A 22,047-nucleotide genomic window follows, 5' to 3' on the forward strand; every position below is an offset into this window, starting at 1 on the left:
ACCGCTCACCCGACGTTTTCAACCGCTCAATCTGCCGATCAAACCGCTTACTGAAATTCGCCTGCCATCGCTTGTCATCACAAGCCATGATGAGCTGTTCCTAAACCTGCCCCTAACCACTGGGGTCACCCACTCCGAGATCCGCACACGGGCCGCTGACGGTCCAGAAAATCAATAAGCGGATTAACCAATACATTTTTTGCAGATTGGAATAAGGACACCTCATGAAACCAGAGGGAATACTCAAACACTTACCGTGGATGCTGCTGGGGGTGCTCGGCGCCTCCTGTCTTGGCGTCGTGGCGCTGCGTCGCGGCGAACACATCAGCGCACTGTGGATCATCGTCGCGTCGATCGCGGTGTATCTGGTGGCCTATCGTTATTACAGCCTGTACATCGCCAGTAAGGTGATGAAGCTGGACGCCAGCCGCGCCACGCCGGCGGTGGTCAACAACGATGGTCTAAACTATGTGCCGACCAACAAGAACGTGCTGTTCGGCCACCACTTTGCGGCGATCGCCGGAGCCGGTCCGCTGGTTGGCCCGGTGCTGGCGGCGCAGGTCGGCTACCTGCCGGGTACGCTATGGCTACTGGGCGGCGTGGTGCTGGCCGGTGCGGTGCAGGATTTTATGGTGCTGTTTATCTCGTCACGACGCAACGGCGCGTCACTGGGCGAGATCATCAAAAAGGAAATGGGCCCGGTGCCCGGCACCATCGCGCTGTTCGGCTGCTTTATGATCATGATAATCATCCTGGCGGTGCTGGCGCTGATCGTGGTGAAAGCGCTGGCGGAAAGCCCATGGGGCGTGTTTACCGTCTGTTCGACGGTGCCAATCGCACTGTTTATGGGCGTGTATATGCGCTTCCTGCGTCCTGGCCGGGTGGGTGAAGTCTCGGTGATCGGCATCGTACTGCTGGTGGCGTCGATCTGGTTTGGCGGCGTGATTGCCCATGACCCTTACTGGGGGCCGGCGCTGACCTTTAAAGACACCACCATCACCTACACGCTGATCGGCTACGCCTTTGTGTCAGCCCTGTTGCCGGTCTGGCTGATCCTGGCACCGCGCGATTATCTGGCTACCTTCCTGAAAATCGGCGTGATCGTCGGGCTGGCTATCGGTATCGTGATCCTCAATCCCGAGCTGAAAATGCCGGCAGTCACGCAGTTTGTCGACGGCACCGGCCCGGTGTGGAAAGGCTCGCTGTTCCCGTTCCTGTTTATCACCATCGCCTGTGGTGCGGTTTCCGGCTTCCACGCGCTGATCGCCTCCGGCACCACGCCGAAGCTGCTGGCCTGTGAGACCGATGCGCGCTACATCGGCTATGGCGCCATGCTGATGGAGTCCTTCGTGGCGATCATGGCGCTGGTCGCGGCGTCGATTATCGAACCCGGCCTGTACTTCGCCATGAATACCCCTCCGGCGGCGCTCGGCATCACCATGCCCAACCTGCACCAGTTGGGTGGCGATAATGCACCGATGATCATGGCGCAGCTGAAAGACGTGACCGTTCACGCAGCCGCCACCGTCAGCTCCTGGGGCTTTGTCATCAGCCCGGAACAGATCCTGCAAACCGCAAAAGACATCGGCGAACCGTCGGTACTGAACCGCGCCGGCGGCGCGCCAACGCTGGCGGTAGGTATTGCGCACGTATTCCACCAGATCATGCCGGCGGCGGATATGGGCTTCTGGTATCACTTTGGCATTCTGTTTGAAGCGCTGTTCATTCTGACCGCACTGGATGCGGGCACCCGTTCCGGCCGCTTTATGCTGCAAGACCTGCTGGGCAACTTTGTGCCGTTCCTGAAGAAAACCGATTCGCTGGTGGCCGGCATTATCGGTACCGCCGGCTGCGTCGGGCTGTGGGGCTATCTGCTGTATCAAGGGGTGGTCGATCCGCTTGGCGGCGTCAAGAGCCTGTGGCCGCTGTTCGGCATCTCCAACCAGATGCTGGCCGCAGTCGCGCTGGTGCTCAGTAGCGTAGTACTGATCAAGATGAAGCGCACCCGGTACATTTGGGTAACGGTGCTGCCGGCGGTGTGGCTGCTGATCTGCACCACCTATGCGCTGGGCCTGAAGCTGTTCAGCGACAACCCGCAACTGGAAGGCTTCTTCTTCCTCGCCAACGAGTATAAGCAGAAGATTGCCGCTGGCGGTGCAGAGCTGAGCACACAGCAGATTGCCAACATGAACCATATCGTGGTGAACAACTACACCAATGCCGGCCTGAGCATCATGTTCCTGCTGGTGGTGTACAGCATCATCTTCTACGGCATCAAAACGGCGCTGGCGGCACATAAAAATCCGCAGCGCAGCGACCAGGAAACGCCTTACGTCGCGGTTCCGCAGCAGCCATCCGCCAACTCTGAGGGCGAGGTCAAAGTTTCGCCGCAGCATTAAGCGCAATTTGCCTGCATAATAACCTTAACCACGGGCGCTGCATGCGGCGCCCGTTTTCACCTTTCTTTCCCAGGAGAAAAACGATGTTCGGCAATCTCGGTCAGGCAGGAAAATATCTTGGGCAAGCGGCGCGGATGCTGGTCGGCGTGCCGGATTACGATACCTATGTTCAACATATGCAGGACAATCACCCGGACAAACCGGTGATGACATACAAAGAATTTTTCCACGAACGCCAGCAGGCCCGCTACGGCGGCGACGGCAAAGGCGGCATGCGCTGCTGTTAAAAGGATCCGCAATGAAACCCATCGCAGTCACCATCCTGACCGGCTTTTTGGGCGCCGGCAAAACCACCCTGCTCCGCCACATCCTCAATGAAAACCACGGCCATAAAATTGCCGTTATCGAAAACGAGTTCGGCGAAGTGCCGATCGACAACGCGCTGATTGGCGACCGCGCCAGCCGCATCACCACGCTCAGCAATGGCTGCATCTGCTGTAGCCGCGCCAATGAGCTGGCGGATGCGCTGCTCGATCTGCTGGACGGCGTCGACAACGGCGAGCTGGCGTTCGATCGCCTGATCATCGAATGCACCGGCATGGCCGATCCGGGGCCGATAACCCAGACCTTCTTCTCACATGAGATCATTCGCGAGCGCTTCCTGCTGGACGGCATCATTACGCTGGTGGACGCGGTACACGCCGATCGACAGCTCAGTGAGTTCACCATTTCGCAGGCCCAGGTGGGTTACGCCGATCGTATTCTGCTGACCAAAACCGACCTCGCAAGCGATAACGAGCCGCTGATCCAGCGCTTGCAGTCGATGAACGCCCGCGCGCCGATTTATAAGGTGACCCACGGCAATATCGATCTGAGCGTGCTGTTCGACATCGAAGGCTTTGTGCTGAACGACCAGCTGAACCTCAGCGCGCCGACGCCGCTGTTCCGGCGCATTGCGCAACCGCAAAACAATATCCGCTCGATCGTGGTCCAACACCCGCAGCCGCTGGAACTGATGCAGATTTCCGACGTGATGGAAGGTTTATTGCTAAAATTCGCTGATAACCTGTTACGTTATAAAGGCATATTGTCAATCAAAGACGACCCGCGCCGGTTGCTGTTCCAGGGGGTTCAGCGGCTGTACAACGCCGACTGGGATCGTGAATGGCTGCCCGAAGAGCAGCGGCAGAGCACGCTGGTATTTATCGGCATCGATCTGCCGGAGGAGGAAATTCGGGCGGAATTCGCGGCTCTGGGCTGACGGCGCGTCGCCAGTCATCATTCAGAGGGTTATCATCCGTATGCTGTTCAAACATAAAACCGTGAGTCTGTTGCTGGCCGGAACCGGCCTCCTGTCGGCAGGCTGCGCCCTGGCCGCCTCTGATACGCTGGTGTACTGCACCGTGGCATCGCCGGAATCGTTCAACCCGCAGCTGTCCAGCTCCGGTCCGACGTTTATCGCCACGTCGCAGGTGTTGTACAACCGCCTGGTGACGCTGCGTGAAAGCGACAAAACGCCCGCTCCCTCGCTGGCGACCGACTGGACCATCAGCCCCGACGGTAAAACCTATACCTTCACCCTGCGCAAGGGGGTGAAGTTCAACAGCAATAAATTCTTTACCCCGACCCGCGATTTCAACGCCGAAGACGTGGTGTTCACGGTGATGCGCCAAAAAGACGTCAATCACCCGTATCACAAGGTCTCCGGCGGTAACTATTCCTACTTCAGCGATATGGGGCTGAACCAGCTGATCACCAAGGTGGAAGCGCTGGACGACAACCACGTGCGCTTTACCCTCAGCCAGCCCAATGCCGCATTCCTTGCCGACTGGGCGATGGACTTCGCCTCGATCCTGTCGGCAGAGTATGCCGACGCGATGATGAAGAAAGGCACGCCGGAGAACGTCGATAACTGGCCTATCGGCACCGGTCCTTACGCGCTGCAACAGTACAAGCAGGACTCGCTGATCCGCTACATCGCCAACCCGCATTATTGGCAGGGCGAAGTCGCCAGCAAACACCTGATCTTTTCCATCACGCCCGATGCACAAACTCGGCTGTCCAAGCTGAAGACCAACGAATGCCAGATTATTCCGGCGCCGCTGCCGGAGCAGTTCGAGGCCATCAAGCACGACAAGAACCTGCAACTGCACAACATCGACGGCCTGAACGTCGGCTATCTGGCGTTCAACACGCAGAAAAAACCGTTCGACAACGTACTGGTGCGCCAGGCGCTGAGCTACGCGGTGGACAAGAAGGCGATTGTCGCCGCGGTGTTCAAAGAGAGCGGCACGCCGGCCAGTTCGCTGTTGCCGCCGGGCATGCTGGGCTACAACGACAAGCTGCCGGAATACGCCTACGATCCGCAAAAGGCGCGCGAACTGCTGAAGCAGGCCGGGCTGGAAAAGGGCTTCGAAACCGATATCTGGTCAATGCCGGTCGCGCGCCCATACAACCCGAACTCGCGCCGCATCGCCGAAATGATCCAGAGCGACTGGGCAAAGGTCGGGGTCAAGGCCAAAATCGTTACCTGGGAATGGGGTCAGTATCTGGCGGGGCTACGCAAAGGTGAGCAGCAAAGCGCGCTGTACGGCTGGATGTCGGATAACGGCGATCCGGACAACTTTGCCACCCTGCTGGGCTGTGCCGGTGTGGAAAGCGGCGCTAACGTCGCCCGCTGGTGCGATAAGGATTATGACCGCCTGATCCAGCAGGCGATTAACGTGTCGGCACCTGCCGAACGCGACAAACTCTACCAGCAGGCACAACAGGTGTTCGCCAAACAGGTGCCCTGGCTACCGCTGGCCACCGGCAAGGTGTTCTACGCCACCCGCAACAACCTCAGCGGCTACGTGGTAGACGTCAACGGCAGCGACTTTGCCAAGGCGAAGCTGAACTAGTCCGGGAATGAACTTGGGATTGCCTGCGCCAGCGGGCAATTCACTTATGGTGGCGGGTAGCTCAAGGAGTATGGCGATTTTTCGTCTGTCGGCATCAGAGGGGCAGCCCTGCCGTAAGGGTAAGCAGTGCCGTGCCGGCAAGCACCGATGCCGGCATCAGCAGTGGGAACAACGTCAGCAACGTGCTGATTTTTATGATGTGTATCTTGTATGGAGAGAGTCCACACAGGGTGCTACGAGGCGATCAGAAAGGCAGTAAAGAAGTCTTTATTGGATTACAAAAAGTTTTTTTGTTTTTCAATCTTGAAAATCATCGTGTTCGAGGTAATAAACAACCGCTTGTAACAACTCTTTCTCACCCACCCCAGGGTTATGTTCAATTTTATTCTCAATAATCGCCCTGAATGTAGGATATTCAAGCCATGTTTTATAATCATCTTCCATGTCATCATCTTCGTCAGGTGTTTCAGCAAGATAATAACGTGCCGTCTCAATGTGCTCTGCCCTATTAACAAAGCCTTCATCGACAAAAAAGCCACCTACTTTAGGTAAACCTTTATAAATCGCAAGCAACTCTTTGAAACCATTAACTGTTTTCACATTACCACCCTATTAGCGACAATCTGTACCACTCCCAGAACTATCATGATAGGATATTTTTGATACTTATATGATCATTAAAAACACCTCGAATGGACGACATGGATCAAATCATTTATTTTTATTGATTAATATCTAAATTTTTCATTATTCATTGGTTGAACATATCCAAAAACGCTCGCGGGCTCGTTTGCAATTCCCTTTTTATCGGGGGTTCCACTTACAACTACTTATAAACCTATTAATTATCATGACTAACGTACTCTTTATCAGCATGGTATATACCATTGGGCCTAACATATCTTTTGGAAAAAATAGTTTATATTAATCACGGCAAACTTACCTTTATCAATCCAAACAGAGCCATCCACAGCGTCGGATTCAGTTCACACATGCAAAAATTATCACCTCCTGAAACACTATCAAATTGGAGCAGGTAATGCGTCCCCCGTCTGTAGTAAAATAATAGATATATTCCACCTATATTATTAGGTTATTACTGCATGGAAAAATGACAAATACCTCGATATTAAAATATCTATAGAAATAACATAAAAGTATAACCCAGCCGTTAGTGATTGGGTTATACTAAAAAATAATCATTGAATTCATTATCATGTATTACAATCTCAAAATATCACACTTTATTTTATTTCTTGCTATTTTGTTCTTGATAATCTCTTCTATAATATTCCAATCACCACCACCAAGCCCAGCGCCAATCATAGGCAGTTGTATACTTAATCTTTTTTCTAGAGCAAAGGCAGCAACAAGTGATAAACATTTCTCAAGATGCTCATAGGAAATATACTGATTACTGTCTTTGTAATTTCTTTTAATCCCGTTTTGGGCAAGCATATTTGCTACAAAAACATTCTCAACCTCGTCTACAACAACGAACTGAACATTACCTAGAGCAAAAGACTTATCGTCATTAACCCAATCCTGGTACATTTTCTTTACCACTGGATAGCGCTTTGATAGAGCAACAACAAATCCCTTCCCCCATTTTCCCATATTATTTACAATATGAATAATCAAACGAGATGAAGAAATAGGAATGGTTGCATCACCTGTTTGATAACTTATGTAAGAGTTCACAACGGAATCGGAAAGAGTTTTATCCCATTCATATTCGAACTGCATCTCATCTATAACTTCTGATTCCTGTAAATCAATCTCGTTTTTTTTCCCATCGTACAACAGATAACCAACATTTTCGTCCCAATCCTCTAGCGAAGAAGATGAATACATAATACCATTAAAAATGGTAATTTGCCGAGTCGCTACTTCACCATAGAACTCAGTAATAACCGTTCCTTCGCCTTGAGGAAGTTCACATTTACTTTGATAATAACTCTTATCAATTTCCACAACTTTTCCCGCTCTTAACTATTCGATTAGAGATATCCAGTTTACCATTATTAGCAATCCTGAAAGTATTTTTCTTTGGTTCAGAAACATCGAGACCCGTCACATCAATTTCCACGTAATGGGAAACACTGTTAATCTTTCTGGAGTCGCCATATTCCTGAGCTGATTATCGATGCCAGGGATATTATCAAGGCGGGGTTTGTGGCGGGGGCTGTATTTAAAATAGAGCCGTATCGGGATGGGTTGATAATAACCCTGATAGTTGATGACACAGAGATCCAGCGGTTATTATTGGATGTAGACGCTGATCCTAATATTGGCGTGGACTGGATACGGGATAACGGCGAGCTGTATCTGGCGGGAGACTGGCTGACGCAGTGCGGCCTGACTGGGCAACCGCTGGCGATCAGCGTAATGCCTGGTCAGGTGGTGATTAAGGTTCAGCAGGGTAATATGTTGGCGTAACAACAGATAAAAAAGAGCGAACAATATGCCCGCTCTTTTTATTGCTTATTTAGTCGAAAATGGATAAATACATGCTTTAAATAATTCATGCATTGTTTCTTCATCCATTTTACTTATAGATTCGCTCTCAGAGCGTTCTATTTTATCCATTACTGCTTTTTCATTATCTGGATTTCTTTTACTATAAAATTCTCTTGCATAATCACCAAGGTAATCCACATCAAGAATTTTATCTAAAAAACTATTAATTGAGTCGCTACCAGCATACAACAATGACTCGGTATCATCACATGAGAATTTAACATACATGATGAGTTTTTTTAATGCACTAATCTCACCTTGTGTAATAGATATTTCTTTTACAGGCTCATCCACCGCACTTACCTCTTGCTTTCACTTGATTTCTAGTTAGTTTATAACGAGTATCATAACTCATTTTTGATGTTATCGAGTATGGATTTTCACCAGAATAAAGAACATCTTTGAGTTTGATTCGTCCTGAGTGTATATACTCAAGCTCTGACGACATCTTTATGTTACTTCTTTGAACAGAGTCCGCCTTGAATATAACAGCATAATCCCCTCTGCCAACGTGTTTTTTATTATTAATAAGTATATCTCGCTCAATATCTTTAGGGGACATAAGTATATCGGTTATATAAACCTTACCTTGTGAGTTAGGATTAATAACACCAGCTTTCATTATACTTTCAAAACCAGCTTTATCAGTGTAGTGAATAAATACATTATCACCACTCAACCCAAGCGGGTCGATCCACGTTAACGGATTCGGAACGTAGGCATACAAGTTATGCCCACCCGCCAGCCCGATTGGATCCTGCGTGGTGAAACGCCCGACCTCCGGCTCATAGTAGCGGAACAGATTATAGTGTAATCCGCTTTCGTTATCCTGGTACTGCCCGGCATAACGCAGCGGTTGATGGTAGACCGGTCCGGTGCGTTTGGCTGCACCGGCCACCGTCTGGCCGGTCAGCTTGCCGAAGGTGTCGTACTGCCCGGACCAACGTAACTGGCCGTCGGCGTCGGTCACTTCCAATGGTGCGCTGTTGAGATCGGTGTGCAGCCAGTAAATATCCGCCTGGCGGGCACTGCCGGCCTGTTCGAGCGCCGCCAATGGCGTCCACGGGCTGGCCGGGTCGTAACTCCAGGTGCAGCGCGTGCCGTCGTCGCGCTGCTCTTGCAACAGCCGATAACCCTGCCACAGGAAGCGCGTATTAACCGTCGGTTTGCCTTTCAGCTGTACCTGTTTGCGACAACGGCGACCGAGCGCATCATAGTGGTAGTGCGCGACAAACTCGCCTTCCGGCCCGCGCCCCTGGGCCTGAATCAGACGGTTATCGGCGTCGTAGCGGTAATGCTGTTCATACAGCCCGTTGCGGCGGCTGATAAGGTTGCCCCAGGCGTCGTAACGGTAGAATAATTGCTGCCACTGCGGCAACCGGTTGTTGCTGACCGCCGCCAGCGGCAAATGGCTTTCCACCTCGCTGTGCGGGCTTTTCTCGCCCAGCAGGTTGTCGGCGGCGTCATACACCAGCCGCAGACCGCGCTTGCCGAGGTTTTTCTCGCGATGTTGCAGCAGCCGACCTTCGGCGTCATAGCCGTAATGGATATCGCCACGCAGGGCATCGCTGACGCCCTCCAGCTCACCACGGCCGGTATAGTGGAACACTCGCCATAGCGCGCCGTCTTCCGGCTTGACGATTTGCCCGTGCAGGAAGCCGCTGCTTTGCCAACGGCGACGCCCCAATGCGTCATACTGGCGCTGTTGCTGTAACGCGCCCTGCGTGCGGCCGGTTTCCCGGTGCAGGCGGTCGCGGGTAAATTCGCTCACCAGTTGCTGGTTGTACTTAACCGCGCTGGCGTGGCCAGAGCCGTAATACAGCCATTGCAACCGGTCGCCCTGCGGCAGCGTCAGCGCCTGCAGATTGGCCAGCGCATCCCACTGATATTGCAGTTCGCCGTTAATCCCCTGCTCGGTGAGCAGATTGCCCGCCGCGTCGTATTGCAGCCGCACGCTGTCGGCGGCGATACCCAGCGCCACGCCGGCGGCGGTAGGGGTGCGCGCCAGTGCATTCAGGCGGCCGACAGCGTCATACTGATATTGCCATTCCGCGCTGTCGTTGCCGCGCCACACCAGTTGCCCCGCTTCGTCGAAACGAAAACGCTCAAACCGCTGCGCCGGTTCGCCAGATCGGGTTTGCCCGCCGGTTTCACTACGCTCATGCAGCAGTCCGGCGGCATCATAACGGTAATTGTGATGCAGACCGTCTGGCCGCTGCTCCGCCAGCAAGCGCCCGCTGGCGTCATAACTAAACTGGTAGTCGCCGCCGTTGCCGTTTTCCAGCCGCATCAGCCAGCCGCGTGGGCTGTAGTGATACTGGCGTGTACGGTTGATGCGATCGGTGATGCTGACCGGCAGACCCAGCGGGTTATAGCGCCAGTGGGTTTCGCTGCCGAGCGGATCCCGGTGGCTCGCCAACTGCCCCTGCGCATTCCAGTCAAACTGTTCTTCGCTGCCGTCCGGATGACGCAGGGTTTGCAGTCGACCGGCAGCGTCCCAACGGTATTGCGTCAGGTTGCCCTCGGCGTCGGTGCGCGCGGTCAGTTGCCCCAGCGCATCGTAGGCATACGCGGTTACGCTGCCAGAACAGTCGGTGTAACGCGTCAGCAGTCCCTGGCCGTTCCAGGCCAGTTGCACCACGCCGCCCAGCGCATCGGTAATGCGCGACGGCAGGCTCTCCTCGTCGTCCGGATAGTGGTACAAGGTGGTGTTTTCCAGCGCGTCGAGGCTTTTGGTCAGGCGCCCCTGCGTATCCCAATACTGGCATTCACGACTGCCATCCGGATAGGTAATGGAGAACAGGCGGCCGCTGTTGCGTGAATATTGATAGGTGGTGGTGCGCCCCAACGGATCGGTTTCGCTCAGCAGGCGGCCGTAGCTGTCCCACTCGCTTTGCCGTTGCGCGCCGCCCGGCAGCACCACGCTGCACAGCTCGCCGCGCGCATAGATAAAGCCGTACTGACGTCCGTCAAAATCGGTGAACTGCGCCACGTTATCGTCGTCATCCAGTTGCCAGACCGCCTGCATGCCGTCGTCGCGCAGCGCGCTACGGCGGCCACCGGCAAAATCATAACTGAAGTCCAGCCGTTCGCCGGCGCTGTTGCGGTAGGCCACCACGCGCGGCAGATGATCAAGCTCCTGCCAGCGGTATTCGTTCAGCAGCCCGGCAGCGTCCTGATGGCTGACCATCAGCCCGTCGAGCCAGCCAAAGCGTCGCGTGATTTCACCGGCGCGGTTGGTGACGCTAATCAGTTGCCCCTGATGGTCGTAGTCGTAGCTGACCAACGTCACGTCGCCGTCTGGCGTATGCAGCAGCACCGCGCTCAGGCGGGCCAGTCCGTTGGCGGTGGTGAGATAGCGACAGCTCAGGCGCTGGCCGGCGCTGTCGACCAGCTCGCTCAACTGACCGCTGTCATCATAAAACAGTGAAGTAGTATTGCCGATGGCATCGGTGAGCATGCTCAGGCGGCTCGGCTGTTCGCCGTCCAGACGCGGGTAGTGATAGCTTTGTTCACCGACGTCGAATAGTTGCCAACTGCCGTCCGAATTGTGCATCAGCCAGCATTTTTCGGCTTCGCAGTAGGTTTTGTGGCCAAGCGGTACCATCGGGAACGAGACGTAATCACCGGACGGTGCGCGCCACACCAGGCCATCCTGATACGGTTGCAGGCTGCTTTCCCAGAACAGGCTCCAGCCACGGCCGAGCACGCTGTCTGCCGGATTGCCGCTGCGCCAGTAGCGCTGCCAGGCCACCGGCAGGCGCGACGGCAGCACAAAGTCCAACTCATCGTCACCGTCGAGGAACTTCTGGCCGCTGACCACGTCGATTGGGCGGGCGATGATGCCGGCAGCCGCGGTAGCGGTCATCAGGGTGCCGGCACGGCAGGCAACTCGTCCCAGTTTGTTGATGCCCGGCGCTTTGCTGAGCATGCGGCCAATGGCGCCCAGCTTGCTGGCCGCGCCGCCAACGCCGCCGACCAGGCCGGCAAACAGCAACGTCAGATCAGAGACCTTGTACAACCAGTCGGGTACTTCGGGTTTGATCGGTAAGGTGGTGGCGGTGCCACCACCAATAGTGACGTTGGGCGAGCCTTCCATCACCGTGGCGTCGCAGTTGGTTTTATCGCCGACGCGCGAGGCCGGGAAATCGTTGATGGCTACCTTGTCCGAGCCCTGCGCCATCTGCATGCTGGGGCCGTCATCCGCACAGGTGACCTGGCTGAGGGTAGCGATCGCCGCCGGTTTGCCATTGATGAACACATTGGGGGAACCGGTCAGTATGGTGCCCTTCGGCGTCAGACTGCCGGCCCCGGCATCGGCAATGCCGTCGCGGGCCGCGGTGGCCGCCTCCCCGGCGAGATAACCCACCGCCAGACTGGCACCAATCAGCAGCACGCCGACGCCAACGCAGGACGCGGCCAGCCCGGCGACGAACAGCGCACCGGCAGCCACCGCCCCCGCCGCCGCAATCAAGCCGCCGACGATAGTGCCGCCAATCATTCCGGCCAAGGCATGGGAATGGCCGATGGCGTCACCGACGCGTGCCGCTTCACTCATGACAAATTCCTTTTATGCTCGATCGGCCACGTTGGGAGCCGGCTGATAACTGTCCAATACCTGTAGCAACAGCGCCTCGTCCTGCGGCGCCAGCTTGCGTGGCTGCGCCAGGGTGAACACCAGCACCTGCCCCTGCTCCAGCGCAAACACCGCCTGACGCTGCCAAATGCGTTTGCCGTCGCGCAGATAACTGGCGTGCACGCTTTCCCCCGGCAGACGCGAGTTGCCCAAAGCCGCAGGCTCACGCCCCTTCAGCACCCAGCCCTTCAGGCTGTGGGATAGCGTCTCGAGCTGGCGCGTGATGTAGTCTGCCAGCGCTTCGCCCGGCTGCAACGCATCACGGGAAATATTCAACGAAGGAGAAGCATCATCACCGGCCAACAGCACGTTGACGGTACGATCGCTGTAACCTTCCGGCAACATCACGCTGCCTTCGGTGAAGGTGCAACGAGAAAAATCAGGCATCACGCAGGGTCCTTTTGCTAAACAGGATGCCAAGAATGACATAAGCCGGCGGTGATGGAAATATCGGTAAGGAATAGTTATGAGTTGGAGCGGCAACTGGGCTAGCAAGCGATACGCTGCGCCGCCCCTGCGGAAACGAAAAACCGCCGATTATGCCGCAGGCAGCGCCTGCCTATCGATACCCCGCGCAGGAGGGATATTGGCGCACAACGCCGCAGGGTGATATCTCCTCAATCGGCAATAATAATGATTATTTTTGCTGTTGAATCATTGCCTTTAGTTCGTCGATGGTTAGCGTTTTGTTCTTTTTCCGGTGGATAATGCTATGACAATTGGCACACACCGGCACCAGATCGGTGGCGGGATCCACCTCTTTTTGACCGCCAAATTCAGAAACGGCCTTGAACCTGTAGCCCAGCGACAAAAATCAGGGCGCTGGCTCTTACCGGTGCACAATACGCAGTACCTTTACCTGCGAAATAAGCAAATATAAATCAATAAATTACAAGAAAAAACAAACCCTATTGTTGTGTGGTACGTATCACTGCGGTGATGACAATCTTTATCATCATCACAGGAATACACTTATTTCCATTCGCTATCCAAGTCCTTTGATAAGGCTGGATTTCCGGTTGACAAAACAACTCCCTTTCATCATCAAATAAGGATATATCATGAGTGATCCAAACAGCGGTTCAGGCTGGGGTGTAAGTCATACCCCGTACGGTGACGTACGTAACTACAATCCGAATGAATTCGGTGGTAGTACCGGCGGTGGTGAGGGTGGTAATGGTGGTAGCCGCGGTGGAAACAGCGGCAACCAACCCGGTACTGGCTCGTATTCCGGCCGTTTCAGTGTGGGCTCATTCTCTGCCGATGCGCCAAATATCGGTTCTGACGAGCTAAAGGAAATTTTTAACAACATAGCGCGCTGGGAAGGGGTGTCTCACAACATGTATGCCGACAGCGAAGGCAACGTCACTGTCGGGATTGGTACGCTGTTGTCGACCGCTGACGATGCGGTCAAACTGGGGTTCCACAATCGACGTGTCACACGTGGCCACGGTGATGAGATAGTTGGCTACGTACGGTCCTCAGAAGGGGAAATCCGTAGTAATTTTCAGCGGGTGAAGGATGTGTATAACGATAAGTCCCTGAGCTATCGTCAAAAGGTTTTAGAATGGTCAGGGAGCGGAATGGTGTTGACGGATAATGAGATCGGTTCATTGGCCACAAAGCATATCAACCGAGACCGTGCGGCGCTCCAAGGGCTTTATGCCGGTTTTGACAGCTTCCCTCGTAGCGCAAAAGTGGCGCTGCACGATATGGCGTACAACATGGGGATCTCAAAATTGCGTAACGGCTTCCCACGCTTTAACGATGCGGTAAATCGCCGTGACTGGGCAGCAGCATCTGCTGAATCTCATCGGGTCGGTATCAGTGATGATCGCAACAATGCCACCCGTGAACAGTTGCTACGTGCTCGCTAATCATTAATTTAGCCCCCTGGCTCCGGGGGCTAAATTATCACAGCGTGGTGTTTTCAGTCACCGGCATGATAATCCAAATCTTACCCTTGGCGTCATCGATACGGTAGGTTGACAGCGTGCCCAGCGTTCCACCAGTTACCGCTGACCCTAATGTGATGAATGACTGCGATTTGCCCTGCGGGTTTTTAAATGTCTGGTATTGGCTGACAGCGTAAACAACTTGCTCTTTGTCCGACACCATCCGCCCATCCTTCAGCACCAGAGATGGTGTCCATTCCTGCAGTGTTTTACCCGCACCTTTGGCTTTCAACTCCTTGACGTCTTCATCAGAAACCACCAAAGCGGCACTGGCGGGGAAGTGCGCGACCACTTTCTCAATACCCGGCACGTCAACCTGGGGATCCAACACGAATTGGTGCTGTTGTGCATAGTGCTGAATATTGCACTGAACCAATGAGTCCTTGGCTTCAACATAATCGCGATCGGGCAAACCGCTAATAGATGTGATCTGTTGGTTATTTTTTCGCAAGGCAAGGTAGTCATCACACGTGGCCAGAGAATGTTTTTTCCCATCAGCTGTCACCACCTGCAAAGGCTTTCCCTGAATGGAAATGTCCTGTTCGGCGGCCAGCGCCGAAGCAGAAACCAGCAGAGCACAGCCGGTGCCCAATACTTTCATTTTGTTCACGATAACGCTCCCTAACATGACAGGTAAGATAGGACAACATTCAACAAGATAAGCATATCACAGGGGAAAATACCCCCTATGACTTATCTACGCGACAAATGATTTATCAGTAAATAACAAATACACAATCCATGCAGTTCGCCAAAAAATACCAGTGGAAAAGATCGATCGTTTGACCAGCCCAAGGTTGGTGACAAAAGTTGCCGGTTGGAACGCGATACCCGAGCCTGGCGCAATCTATTTCCCTTCCTGCAGCTTATACCGCTACATCCAACGGTATGCTCTTCCAACACTTGATTTTGTTAACAGTCTGAATATATCGCAATGGATTGATTTTTAAAATTAATATTAATGCACTAACGTTGGGATCGTGATTCCATAAATGACAACAACTTACTGTAAATGCGCCCAGCCTATTTGGCACCGAACTAGCGTGCGCTAAGGTAACCGAGCTGCGGCAAAATCCGCGCTCAGGATTGGAACCCTGATAACCTAGGACTTAAAAAACTTGTGTTTTTTAAGTTGGCGCATGCACACTGCATCGTGGCTCAGGCAGGGCAACCGCAAGGTTGGCCGGTCACTAGGTCCGGAGTTCCAAACCTGCCTGGGTCACCCCTTTTGCTTGGAACCAGAAGGCGTGATGATACTGAACCTAGAAATGGAATTTTCATCATGAATACTCCTCAATATAATGCGCCTGACTCCTCCATCGCCCTATTCTGCCGTCTGGTTAGCACCTTTGATCTGTCCGCATTATCCGATATCGATCTCGCCGATCTCAACGCGCTGAGCGCCGGCGGTATTGAAGGCCTCTGCCATGGCTTGCTATTTATTAGTGACTCATTGGAGCAGGAAGTTATTTATCCGCCTGAAAGTGTGCGGCAGTTAAGCGCATTTTTAAACGCCAGCGCGCACCTGATTCCAGCATTGGCCATGCTCGGTGATAAAGCGCTGATTCAGTTAGGGGAGATGCATTAATCATGTGGTATATGACGCAGAGCCTGGGTAACCAGGCTCTAGAAAATCATCAGCTAGCTGAGAAAAACCAATAACGTTGCATTTGGCAAAGGCTTTTCCGCAGGTAAGTTTTCAACGCGATAAACACCGTTGAGATTTGTCACTTTAAAACGCGCCATACATGCCCGCCCGTAAACATCCTATAAGCTGTTTCGCTCCTCAATAGGCACAAAACCCAGCCTGATGTTATAGACATGATTTTCTTTAACACGGTAGTCGTCGTGGGTAACGCAGATCCTCTCTGGCGGCGTTTGTTTACCCACCTCAACAAGCTTTTCACCTACTCTGGTGATGATGTACAGCCGGTCCGGCACCTCTTTTTCTTTTGATGGCAGATAAATGCAGCTGTCACCGCGCCTTTTTGCCGTCGCATTGAGAGGAATATCCGGCGCATAGCGCTGATAGCCAATTCCCCTCCCGCAAAGGAGGGGGCGCTAACTACGCGGCATCCACCAGCATAAACATGCCGTAAGGATGGATTTCGAGGTAATAGCTTTCGCCAACGTCCGGTTGCAGGCGCGTGGCGTTAACCTGCAACAGAATTTCCTGCCCGTGCCAGTCAACGCTCACCTCATATTGCGGGCCCATATAGGCAACATGGCGAATGGTGCAGCGCTGGCTGTCTTCGCCACGCTGGCTGAGGGTGATCGCCTCTGGCCTGACGCCGACGCTGCCGGCTCCCCGTGCCGTGAAATGGGCCGGGCGCGGCAGGCGATAGCCATAAATTTCTACCGACTCCTGGCTAATATTGGCCGGGAACAGGTTGGCGTCGCCCATAAAGCTGGCCATAAAGCGCGATGCCGGCTGGCGATAAAGCGCCTGCGGAGAGCCGATCTGCATGATCTCGCCTTTGTTCATCACCAGCACGGTGTCCGACACCGCGAACGCCTCGCTCTGATCGTGGGTGACATACAACGAGGTGATGTTGAACTGCTTTTGCAGCGCTCTGATCTTCTCGCGCATGCTGCGCCGCAGGTTGGCGTCGAGATTGCTCAGCGGTTCGTCAAACAGCAGCACCTTTGGTTTCAGGATCAGCGCTCGGGCCAGCGCCACCCGCTGCTGCTGACCACCGGAGATCTGATCTACGTAACGATCCTCAAAGCCGTCCAGATCGACCATCGCCAGCGCTTCTTTCACCCGCGTTTTGATTTCGCTACGGGCGACGCCCAGCATCTTCAGACCATAGCCGACGTTGTCCCCCAGCGACATATGCGGGAACAGGGCATAAGACTGGAACACCATGCAGATATCACGCTGCTGGATAGACCGATCCGTCACGTCTTCGCCGTCGATAATGATTTGCCCGGCGCTGGGTTTTTCCAGCCCGGCCACCAGCCGCAACACGGTAGTTTTGCCGCAACCGGACGGGCCAAGCAGCGTCACCATTTGCCCCTGCGGAATGGCGAGGTTGATATTGTCGATAACCGTGTTATTGCCAAAGCGCTTGGCGACGTTGCGCAGTTCCACGAAATGTTTTTCAGTCATAATGTTACGCCTGTTGTTTGGCTTTTGAACGGGAGGTTCGCGCCTCGCCGATCAGCCAGTCAAAGAGGAAAATAATCGCCAGCATCACCACAATCAGGATCGAACCATAGGCAATCGCCACGCCGTACTCACCGTCTTCTACCCGGTTGAGAATGTAGGCCGTCGCCACGCGGGTGTCTGGCGTGACCAGGAAGACGATGGCGCTGACGGTGGTAATGGCGCGGACAAAGCTGTAGATCAGCGCCGACAAAATGGCCGGGCGCAGCAGTGGCAGCAGAATATGGGTGATGGTACGCAGCGAGCCGGCGCGCAGGCTTAACGAGGCTTCGTCGAGCGACTTGTCGATCTGCCCAAGGCCGGCGATCCCGGCGCGGATGCCGACCGGTACATTACGCATTACCATCGAGATAATGACGATCGCCGCCGTGCCGGTGAGGTACACCGGGGCACTGTTGAATGCCAGAATGTAAGACACGCCGGCCACGGTGCCCGGAACGGCGAAGCACAGCATGGTGCTGAACTCGATGGTCTTTTTGCCCCTGAACTGCTGGCGAACCACCACCCAGGCGATCAGCAGCCCGAACAGCGCGGTGATCGGCGCAGCAATGCCGGCATATAGCAGCGTATCGAGTAGTGAAGGCCATGCGCCATCGCTCATGCCCTGGCCGAACAGCTTGATAAAGTTATCCAGCGTCAGGGTGTAATCCACCCCCCAGTTAACCGTGAAACTGCCATAGAAAATACTGCCGTACAGCAAGGCGTTGAAGACGATCCATACGCCAAGAATGGCGATCACACTCCACACCAGCGTTACCGGCAGCGGCTGCACGTCGCCACGGTAGGATTTGCCGGACACGGTGACGTAGGATCGTTTGCCAATCCACATGTACTGCACGCAGAACACCAGCAGCGAGAACAGCAGCAGGAAGGCGCCAAGGGTGCTGGCTGCCTGGTAATCCAGCTGCGATCCGGTGATGTAGAAGTAGATTTGCGTTGCCAGCACGTCATAGTTGCCGCCCAGCACCAGCGGGTTACTGAAGTCGGCCAGCGATTGCACCACCACGATCAGGAAGGCGTTGGCCAGAGCCGGTTTCAGCAGTTGTACAAACACGCCGTTAAAGGTCTGCCAGCGACTGGCACGCAGGGTATACGACGCCTCTTCCAGCGACGGATGAATGGTCTTTATTGCGCCGTCGAGGATCATGAACGCCATCGGCGTAAACGCCAGTACCTGCGCCAGCCAGATGCCGGTAAAGCCGTACAGCCAGTTGGTGTTGTCAAGGCCGAACCAGGTCACCATCAGCTCGGTAACGTAGCCGGAACGCCCCATCATCAGCGTGACGCCGAGCCCGACGACAAACGGCGGGGTCACAATCGGCAGAATGGAAAAAATGCGGCCGATAATCGCGCTGCGCCTGGCGATGCGGGTGGTGTAAATCGCCAGCACCAGGCCAAAAAAGGTGCAGCCGATGCCGACCGCAATCGACAGCATGATCGAGTTGAGGATCACCTGGACGATATGCGCCTGCGACAGTACGTTGAGAAACGCCAGCGGCGCAAACTCGCCGCTTTCGCTGGTGAACATCGGGATGAAAATCGCCACGCTGGGCCAAACGATAAAGATGCCGATCAGCGCGACGATGGCGATCAGCGAAGCGATAACAAAACGGTCGCCGCCCAGCCATTCAAGACGGGTCAGCGCCAACGTCATGATGGCCGCCAATACCACTAACAGTACGATGGCGGCATAGCCGAGGCCACGCTCGGCAACGGTGGCGCTGATGACGATAAACGCCATGCACAGCAGCGCCCAACCGGCGTCAAGGTAATGCCGGGCGCGCCGTTCGCGTTGCGCCGGCTGCAACGGGCGGATCAACAGCAGGCTGGGCAACAGGTACCATAAGATGCTGACGTTCAGCTGCGACCAACTATACGCCGCCAGCAGTTCGTCAGCGGTGGATTCCATCAGGCCATAGTCCAGGCTCCAGCTCGGCAGCAGAACAAACGCCGCCCAGCCGAGTAGCAGCCAAAGGAAGACCGCATCCCGCTGTGGTGCGGGATGGAGAGTAAGTGTTTGTGACATAAGCGTACCGATTCTGAGTAGGCCCGGCCGCGGCCGGGCAAAAGGTGGCGCGTTTAACGCCGGATCGTGGGCTTATTTACCCATCTTCACGTCGCTGACCCATTTGTTAATCAACGCTTTACGCATGTCCGTCGAACCGTATTTATCCATGTCGTAATCGATCAGCTTCAGCCCATCGAGCTTCAGCGAGTTGGGCGAGGTCGTTGCCGTGGTGTTGGTGAGGATCTGGTAAGACTTGCCTTTTTGCCAGGACAGCTCCTGCGCCTGTTTTGACAGCACCCAGTCGACAAACAGTTTGGCGTTTTCGCTGTTGCGCGCGCCCTTGAGAATGCTTACGCCGCCAATCTCATAGCCGGTGCCTTCGCACGGCGAGATCAACTCCAGCGGCGCGCCCTGCTCTTTTTCCAGCGAATAGTCATGCAGGAAGCCGATGCCAATCGCCGTTTCACCGCGCGCGGCGTTGCGCGCCGGGGCAATGCCGGACTTGGTGTATTGCGATACGTTGACATTGAGCTGTTTCAGGTAATCAAACGCCCGCTCTTCGCCCCACAGCTGCACAAAGGTGGCCAACGCGGTGTAGGCGGTGCCGGAGCTTTGCGGGTCGGCAATCTGGATTTCGCCCTTATATTCGGCCTTGGTCAGATCCTGCCAGCACTGCGGCACCGGCAGGTTCTTTTCCTTCAGGCGTTGCGTGTTGACGCCAAAACCGAGAATACCGACGTACACCGCAGAGGTGTAGTTGCCTTTAACCTTGGCCGGATCGCGGAACCGTTCCATGATCTGCGGCAGCAGCGGTGATTGATATGGCTGCAACAACCCCATTTCCCCGGCCTGGGACTGCGGATCCAGCGTACCGCCGTACCAGACATCCGCCTGCGGGTTTTTCTTTTCGGCGTCAACCTTGGCCAGCGTGCTGCCGGAGCCGTTACGGATAAAGGAGGTTTTCACCTGATATTTTTCGCTGAATGCTTTGGTTTCGACCTCGCACATTTCGTTGGTGGCGCTGCAATAGACCACCAGCCGGCCTTTGGCCTGTGCGCTGCCGGTCAACGCCGCCAGCGCGATACCGGAGGCAATCAGGGTAGAGAGGAGCGTAGTTTTCATTATTCTATCCTTGGTGTGTTAGATAACTGCGAGAAGCGGTAACGCCCGCCATCAGCAATGGCATTAATAACAACCCCATCAGTACGGCAGCCACGGACAGCAGACTGAACATGCCCGACCAACCGTAACGTTCGATAACCTGTGACAGTGGCCAGCCCGCCAGCGCCGCTCCCAGATAGGCAAACAGGCCGAGAAAGCCGGTAATCGAGCCCGCTGCCTGTTTGTGGCCGCACTCTACGGCGGCCAGGCCGATCAGCATCTGCGGGCCGAAGACAAAAAAACCGACGCTGAAGAAGCACATCGTCAGCAGCGCATAGTGATGCAGCGGCGCCAGCCACAGCGCGGCCACGGAAATAATCAGGCCGAAGGTGAACAGCAATATCATCGGCGCGCGCTGGCCGCTGAACAGCAAATCGGCTCCCCAACCGGCAAACAGCGCTCCCAGCAGGCCGCCAACTTCAAACAGCATCACGGTGGCGTTGGCGCTCAGCAGGTTGACGCCATGGGTTTCGCTGAGCCAGATGTTGCCCCAGTCGTTGAGCGCAATGCGAATCAGATACACCAGCACATAGGATGCGCCGAGCAGCCAGATCAGCGGGTTCTGCAACATGGTGCTACGCAGCATCTGCCATAGCGCCATCGGCGGGCTGGCCGCCACCTGCCGCAGTTCAAGCGGGTCGTTGCGCCACTCGCCGACCGGCGGCAGCCCCTCCTCCTGCGGCGTACCGCTCAGCCGGGTGATCAGCCACAGCCCCAGCAACATGCTGACGATCCCCGGCGTCAACATCGCCGCCTGCCAGCCCCACCACTGGGCGGCAAAGGCGCAAATCAGCGGGACGATCGCCCCGCCAATGTTGATCGAGGTGTTCCAGCATCCCCACCAGAAGCCGCGCTCGTTGCGCGAATACCAATGGGTCAGCAAGCGGGCGCAGGGTGGCCATCCCCATCCCTGGAAGAAACCGTTCAGCGTCCAGATGATCAACAGCATCAGCAGTGAATCGCCGAAGGCGAACAGCAGGTTCAACATCCCGGTCGCCAACAGGCCAATGCCCATAAACGCCCGCTGCCCGTGGCTGTCGTGCCATAGCCCTGCGACGAACTTTGACAAGCCGTAACTGAGGTAAAACAGCGAGCCGAGCAGCCCGATGTCGCTTTTGCTCAGCCCCAAATCCAGTTGCAGCGCCGGCAATACGTAATTGACGCTTTTGCGCGTCAGATAAAACGCCGCATAGCCGATCACCATGTACAGCAGCAGGCGCGGTCGCTGCGCCCGATAGCGTTGGGTAACCTGTTCAGCAGACAATGCGTGCATGGCGTTCTCCGTTTGAAACGACTCTA

At 54.9% G+C, this 22,047-nt stretch carries 17 protein-coding genes and 1 pseudogene; 7 read left to right on the plus strand and 11 right to left on the minus strand.

The features are described from left to right. Nucleotides 1-224: 224 nt before the first annotated feature. The 4 genes from NYE85_RS01635 (at nt 225) to NYE85_RS01650 (ending at nt 5,299) form a co-directional block, all read left to right on the plus strand. Nucleotides 225-2,399 carry a carbon starvation CstA family protein gene (locus NYE85_RS01635; protein WP_259002588.1) on the plus strand — a complete coding sequence of 725 codons (2,175 nt, stop codon included), beginning with the start codon at nt 225-227 and terminating at the stop codon, nt 2,397-2,399. An 83-nt stretch (nt 2,400-2,482) separates the two neighbouring features. Then, nucleotides 2,483-2,686, plus strand: a complete 204-nt coding sequence (locus NYE85_RS01640; RefSeq protein ID WP_259002589.1) for a YbdD/YjiX family protein — start codon at nt 2,483-2,485, stop codon at nt 2,684-2,686. Nucleotides 2,687-2,697: 11 nt separating this feature from the next. Continuing rightward, a complete protein-coding gene (gene yjiA / locus NYE85_RS01645) occupies nt 2,698-3,660 on the plus strand; it encodes a GTPase (RefSeq protein WP_259002590.1) in 963 nt (320 codons plus the stop codon). 40 nt (nt 3,661-3,700) lie between these two features. Further along, complete coding sequence (locus NYE85_RS01650; protein WP_259002591.1) at nt 3,701-5,299, plus strand: ABC transporter substrate-binding protein; 1,599 nt, start codon at nt 3,701-3,703, stop codon at nt 5,297-5,299. A gap of 118 nt (nt 5,300-5,417) precedes the next feature. Here the strand turns inward: NYE85_RS01650 and NYE85_RS22720 are convergent. The 3 genes and pseudogenes from NYE85_RS22720 to NYE85_RS01660 form a co-directional block, all read right to left on the minus strand. Continuing rightward, a pseudogene (locus NYE85_RS22720) lies at nt 5,418-5,495 on the minus strand (TIGR03757 family integrating conjugative element protein); the annotation flags it as partial. Between the two features lie 101 nt (nt 5,496-5,596). Continuing rightward, a complete protein-coding gene (locus NYE85_RS01655; RefSeq protein ID WP_259002592.1) occupies nt 5,597-5,899 on the minus strand; it encodes a hypothetical protein in 303 nt (100 codons plus the stop codon). A gap of 621 nt (nt 5,900-6,520) precedes the next feature. Next, on the minus strand, nt 6,521-7,273 hold the full coding sequence (locus tag NYE85_RS01660; protein ID WP_259002593.1) for an Appr-1-p processing protein: 753 nt from the start codon (nt 7,271-7,273) through the stop codon (nt 6,521-6,523). Nucleotides 7,274-7,564: 291 nt separating this feature from the next. Between NYE85_RS01660 and NYE85_RS01665 the strand changes: the two genes are divergently transcribed. Continuing rightward, on the plus strand, nt 7,565-7,738 hold the full coding sequence (locus tag NYE85_RS01665; RefSeq protein WP_259002594.1) for a type I toxin-antitoxin system SymE family toxin: 174 nt from the start codon (nt 7,565-7,567) through the stop codon (nt 7,736-7,738). A gap of 45 nt (nt 7,739-7,783) precedes the next feature. Here the strand turns inward: NYE85_RS01665 and NYE85_RS01670 are convergent, their stop codons facing one another. From NYE85_RS01670 to NYE85_RS01680, 3 genes are read right to left on the minus strand one after another with little or no spacing between them, the layout of a single operon-like run. Beyond that, nucleotides 7,784-8,113 carry a hypothetical protein gene (locus NYE85_RS01670; RefSeq protein ID WP_259002595.1) on the minus strand — a complete coding sequence of 110 codons (330 nt, stop codon included), beginning with the start codon at nt 8,111-8,113 and terminating at the stop codon, nt 7,784-7,786. Then, the gene (locus NYE85_RS01675) at nt 8,106-12,377 is read right to left on the minus strand and encodes an RHS repeat-associated core domain-containing protein (RefSeq protein WP_259002596.1); all 4,272 of its coding nucleotides are present in this window, start codon (nt 12,375-12,377) and stop codon (nt 8,106-8,108) included. Before NYE85_RS01675 ends, NYE85_RS01670 begins: the two co-directional genes overlap by 8 nt. A 12-nt stretch (nt 12,378-12,389) precedes the next feature. Next, the gene (locus tag NYE85_RS01680) at nt 12,390-12,842 is read right to left on the minus strand and encodes a DUF1795 domain-containing protein (RefSeq protein WP_259002597.1); all 453 of its coding nucleotides are present in this window, start codon (nt 12,840-12,842) and stop codon (nt 12,390-12,392) included. Between the two features lie 674 nt (nt 12,843-13,516). On the opposite strand from NYE85_RS01680, the gene NYE85_RS01685 reads away from it, so the two are divergent. Continuing rightward, the gene (locus NYE85_RS01685) at nt 13,517-14,332 is read left to right on the plus strand and encodes a hypothetical protein (protein ID WP_259002598.1); all 816 of its coding nucleotides are present in this window, start codon (nt 13,517-13,519) and stop codon (nt 14,330-14,332) included. Nucleotides 14,333-14,369: 37 nt separating this feature from the next. Here the strand turns inward: NYE85_RS01685 and NYE85_RS01690 are convergent, their stop codons facing one another. Further along, nucleotides 14,370-15,011, minus strand: coding sequence for a hypothetical protein (locus NYE85_RS01690; protein ID WP_259002794.1), 642 nt, complete (start codon nt 15,009-15,011; stop codon nt 14,370-14,372). 681 nt (nt 15,012-15,692) lie between these two features. On the opposite strand from NYE85_RS01690, the gene NYE85_RS01695 reads away from it, so the two are divergent. After that, nucleotides 15,693-15,998, plus strand: coding sequence for a hypothetical protein (locus NYE85_RS01695; RefSeq protein WP_259002599.1), 306 nt, complete (start codon nt 15,693-15,695; stop codon nt 15,996-15,998). Nucleotides 15,999-16,475: 477 nt separating this feature from the next. On the opposite strand, the gene fbpC is transcribed toward NYE85_RS01695, so the two are convergent. The 4 genes from fbpC to uhpC all read right to left on the minus strand — a co-directional run bounded on the left by fbpC (nt 16,476) and on the right by uhpC (nt 22,021). Next, nucleotides 16,476-17,522 carry a ferric ABC transporter ATP-binding protein gene (gene fbpC, locus NYE85_RS01700; RefSeq protein ID WP_259002600.1) on the minus strand — a complete coding sequence of 349 codons (1,047 nt, stop codon included), beginning with the start codon at nt 17,520-17,522 and terminating at the stop codon, nt 16,476-16,478. A 4-nt stretch (nt 17,523-17,526) separates the two neighbouring features. After that, complete coding sequence (locus NYE85_RS01705) at nt 17,527-19,605, minus strand: iron ABC transporter permease (protein ID WP_259002601.1); 2,079 nt, start codon at nt 19,603-19,605, stop codon at nt 17,527-17,529. Between the two features lie 72 nt (nt 19,606-19,677). Continuing rightward, complete coding sequence (locus tag NYE85_RS01710) at nt 19,678-20,709, minus strand: ABC transporter substrate-binding protein (protein ID WP_259002602.1); 1,032 nt, start codon at nt 20,707-20,709, stop codon at nt 19,678-19,680. A gap of 4 nt (nt 20,710-20,713) precedes the next feature. Then, a complete protein-coding gene (gene uhpC, locus NYE85_RS01715) occupies nt 20,714-22,021 on the minus strand; it encodes an MFS transporter family glucose-6-phosphate receptor UhpC (RefSeq protein ID WP_259002603.1) in 1,308 nt (435 codons plus the stop codon). Between the last annotated feature and the right edge of the window lie 26 nt (nt 22,022-22,047).

Origin of the sequence: Serratia sp. AKBS12, from assembly GCF_024793895.1 — a bacterium.
In the GTDB taxonomy this organism is placed as follows: Bacteria; Pseudomonadota; Gammaproteobacteria; order Enterobacterales; family Enterobacteriaceae; genus Serratia_F.

Bases quoted from the DNA above. Each gene is read 5' to 3' on its own strand.
- NYE85_RS01635 (WP_259002588.1), top strand. From the start codon at position 225: ATGAAACCAGAGGGAATACTCAAACACTTACCGTGGATGCTGCTGGGG.
- NYE85_RS01640 (WP_259002589.1), top strand. From the start codon at position 2,483: ATGTTCGGCAATCTCGGTCAGGCAGGAAAATATCTTGGGCAAGCGGCG.
- yjiA (WP_259002590.1), top strand. From the start codon at position 2,698: ATGAAACCCATCGCAGTCACCATCCTGACCGGCTTTTTGGGCGCCGGC.
- NYE85_RS01650 (WP_259002591.1), top strand. From the start codon at position 3,701: ATGCTGTTCAAACATAAAACCGTGAGTCTGTTGCTGGCCGGAACCGGC.
- NYE85_RS01675 (WP_259002596.1), bottom strand. From the start codon at position 12,377: ATGAGTGAAGCGGCACGCGTCGGTGACGCCATCGGCCATTCCCATGCC.
- NYE85_RS01680 (WP_259002597.1), bottom strand. From the start codon at position 12,842: ATGCCTGATTTTTCTCGTTGCACCTTCACCGAAGGCAGCGTGATGTTG.
- NYE85_RS01685 (WP_259002598.1), top strand. From the start codon at position 13,517: ATGAGTGATCCAAACAGCGGTTCAGGCTGGGGTGTAAGTCATACCCCG.
- NYE85_RS01690 (WP_259002794.1), bottom strand. From the start codon at position 15,011: ATGAAAGTATTGGGCACCGGCTGTGCTCTGCTGGTTTCTGCTTCGGCG.
- NYE85_RS01695 (WP_259002599.1), top strand. From the start codon at position 15,693: ATGAATACTCCTCAATATAATGCGCCTGACTCCTCCATCGCCCTATTC.
- fbpC (WP_259002600.1), bottom strand. From the start codon at position 17,522: ATGACTGAAAAACATTTCGTGGAACTGCGCAACGTCGCCAAGCGCTTT.
- NYE85_RS01705 (WP_259002601.1), bottom strand. From the start codon at position 19,605: ATGTCACAAACACTTACTCTCCATCCCGCACCACAGCGGGATGCGGTC.
- NYE85_RS01710 (WP_259002602.1), bottom strand. From the start codon at position 20,709: ATGAAAACTACGCTCCTCTCTACCCTGATTGCCTCCGGTATCGCGCTG.
- uhpC (WP_259002603.1), bottom strand. From the start codon at position 22,021: ATGCACGCATTGTCTGCTGAACAGGTTACCCAACGCTATCGGGCGCAG.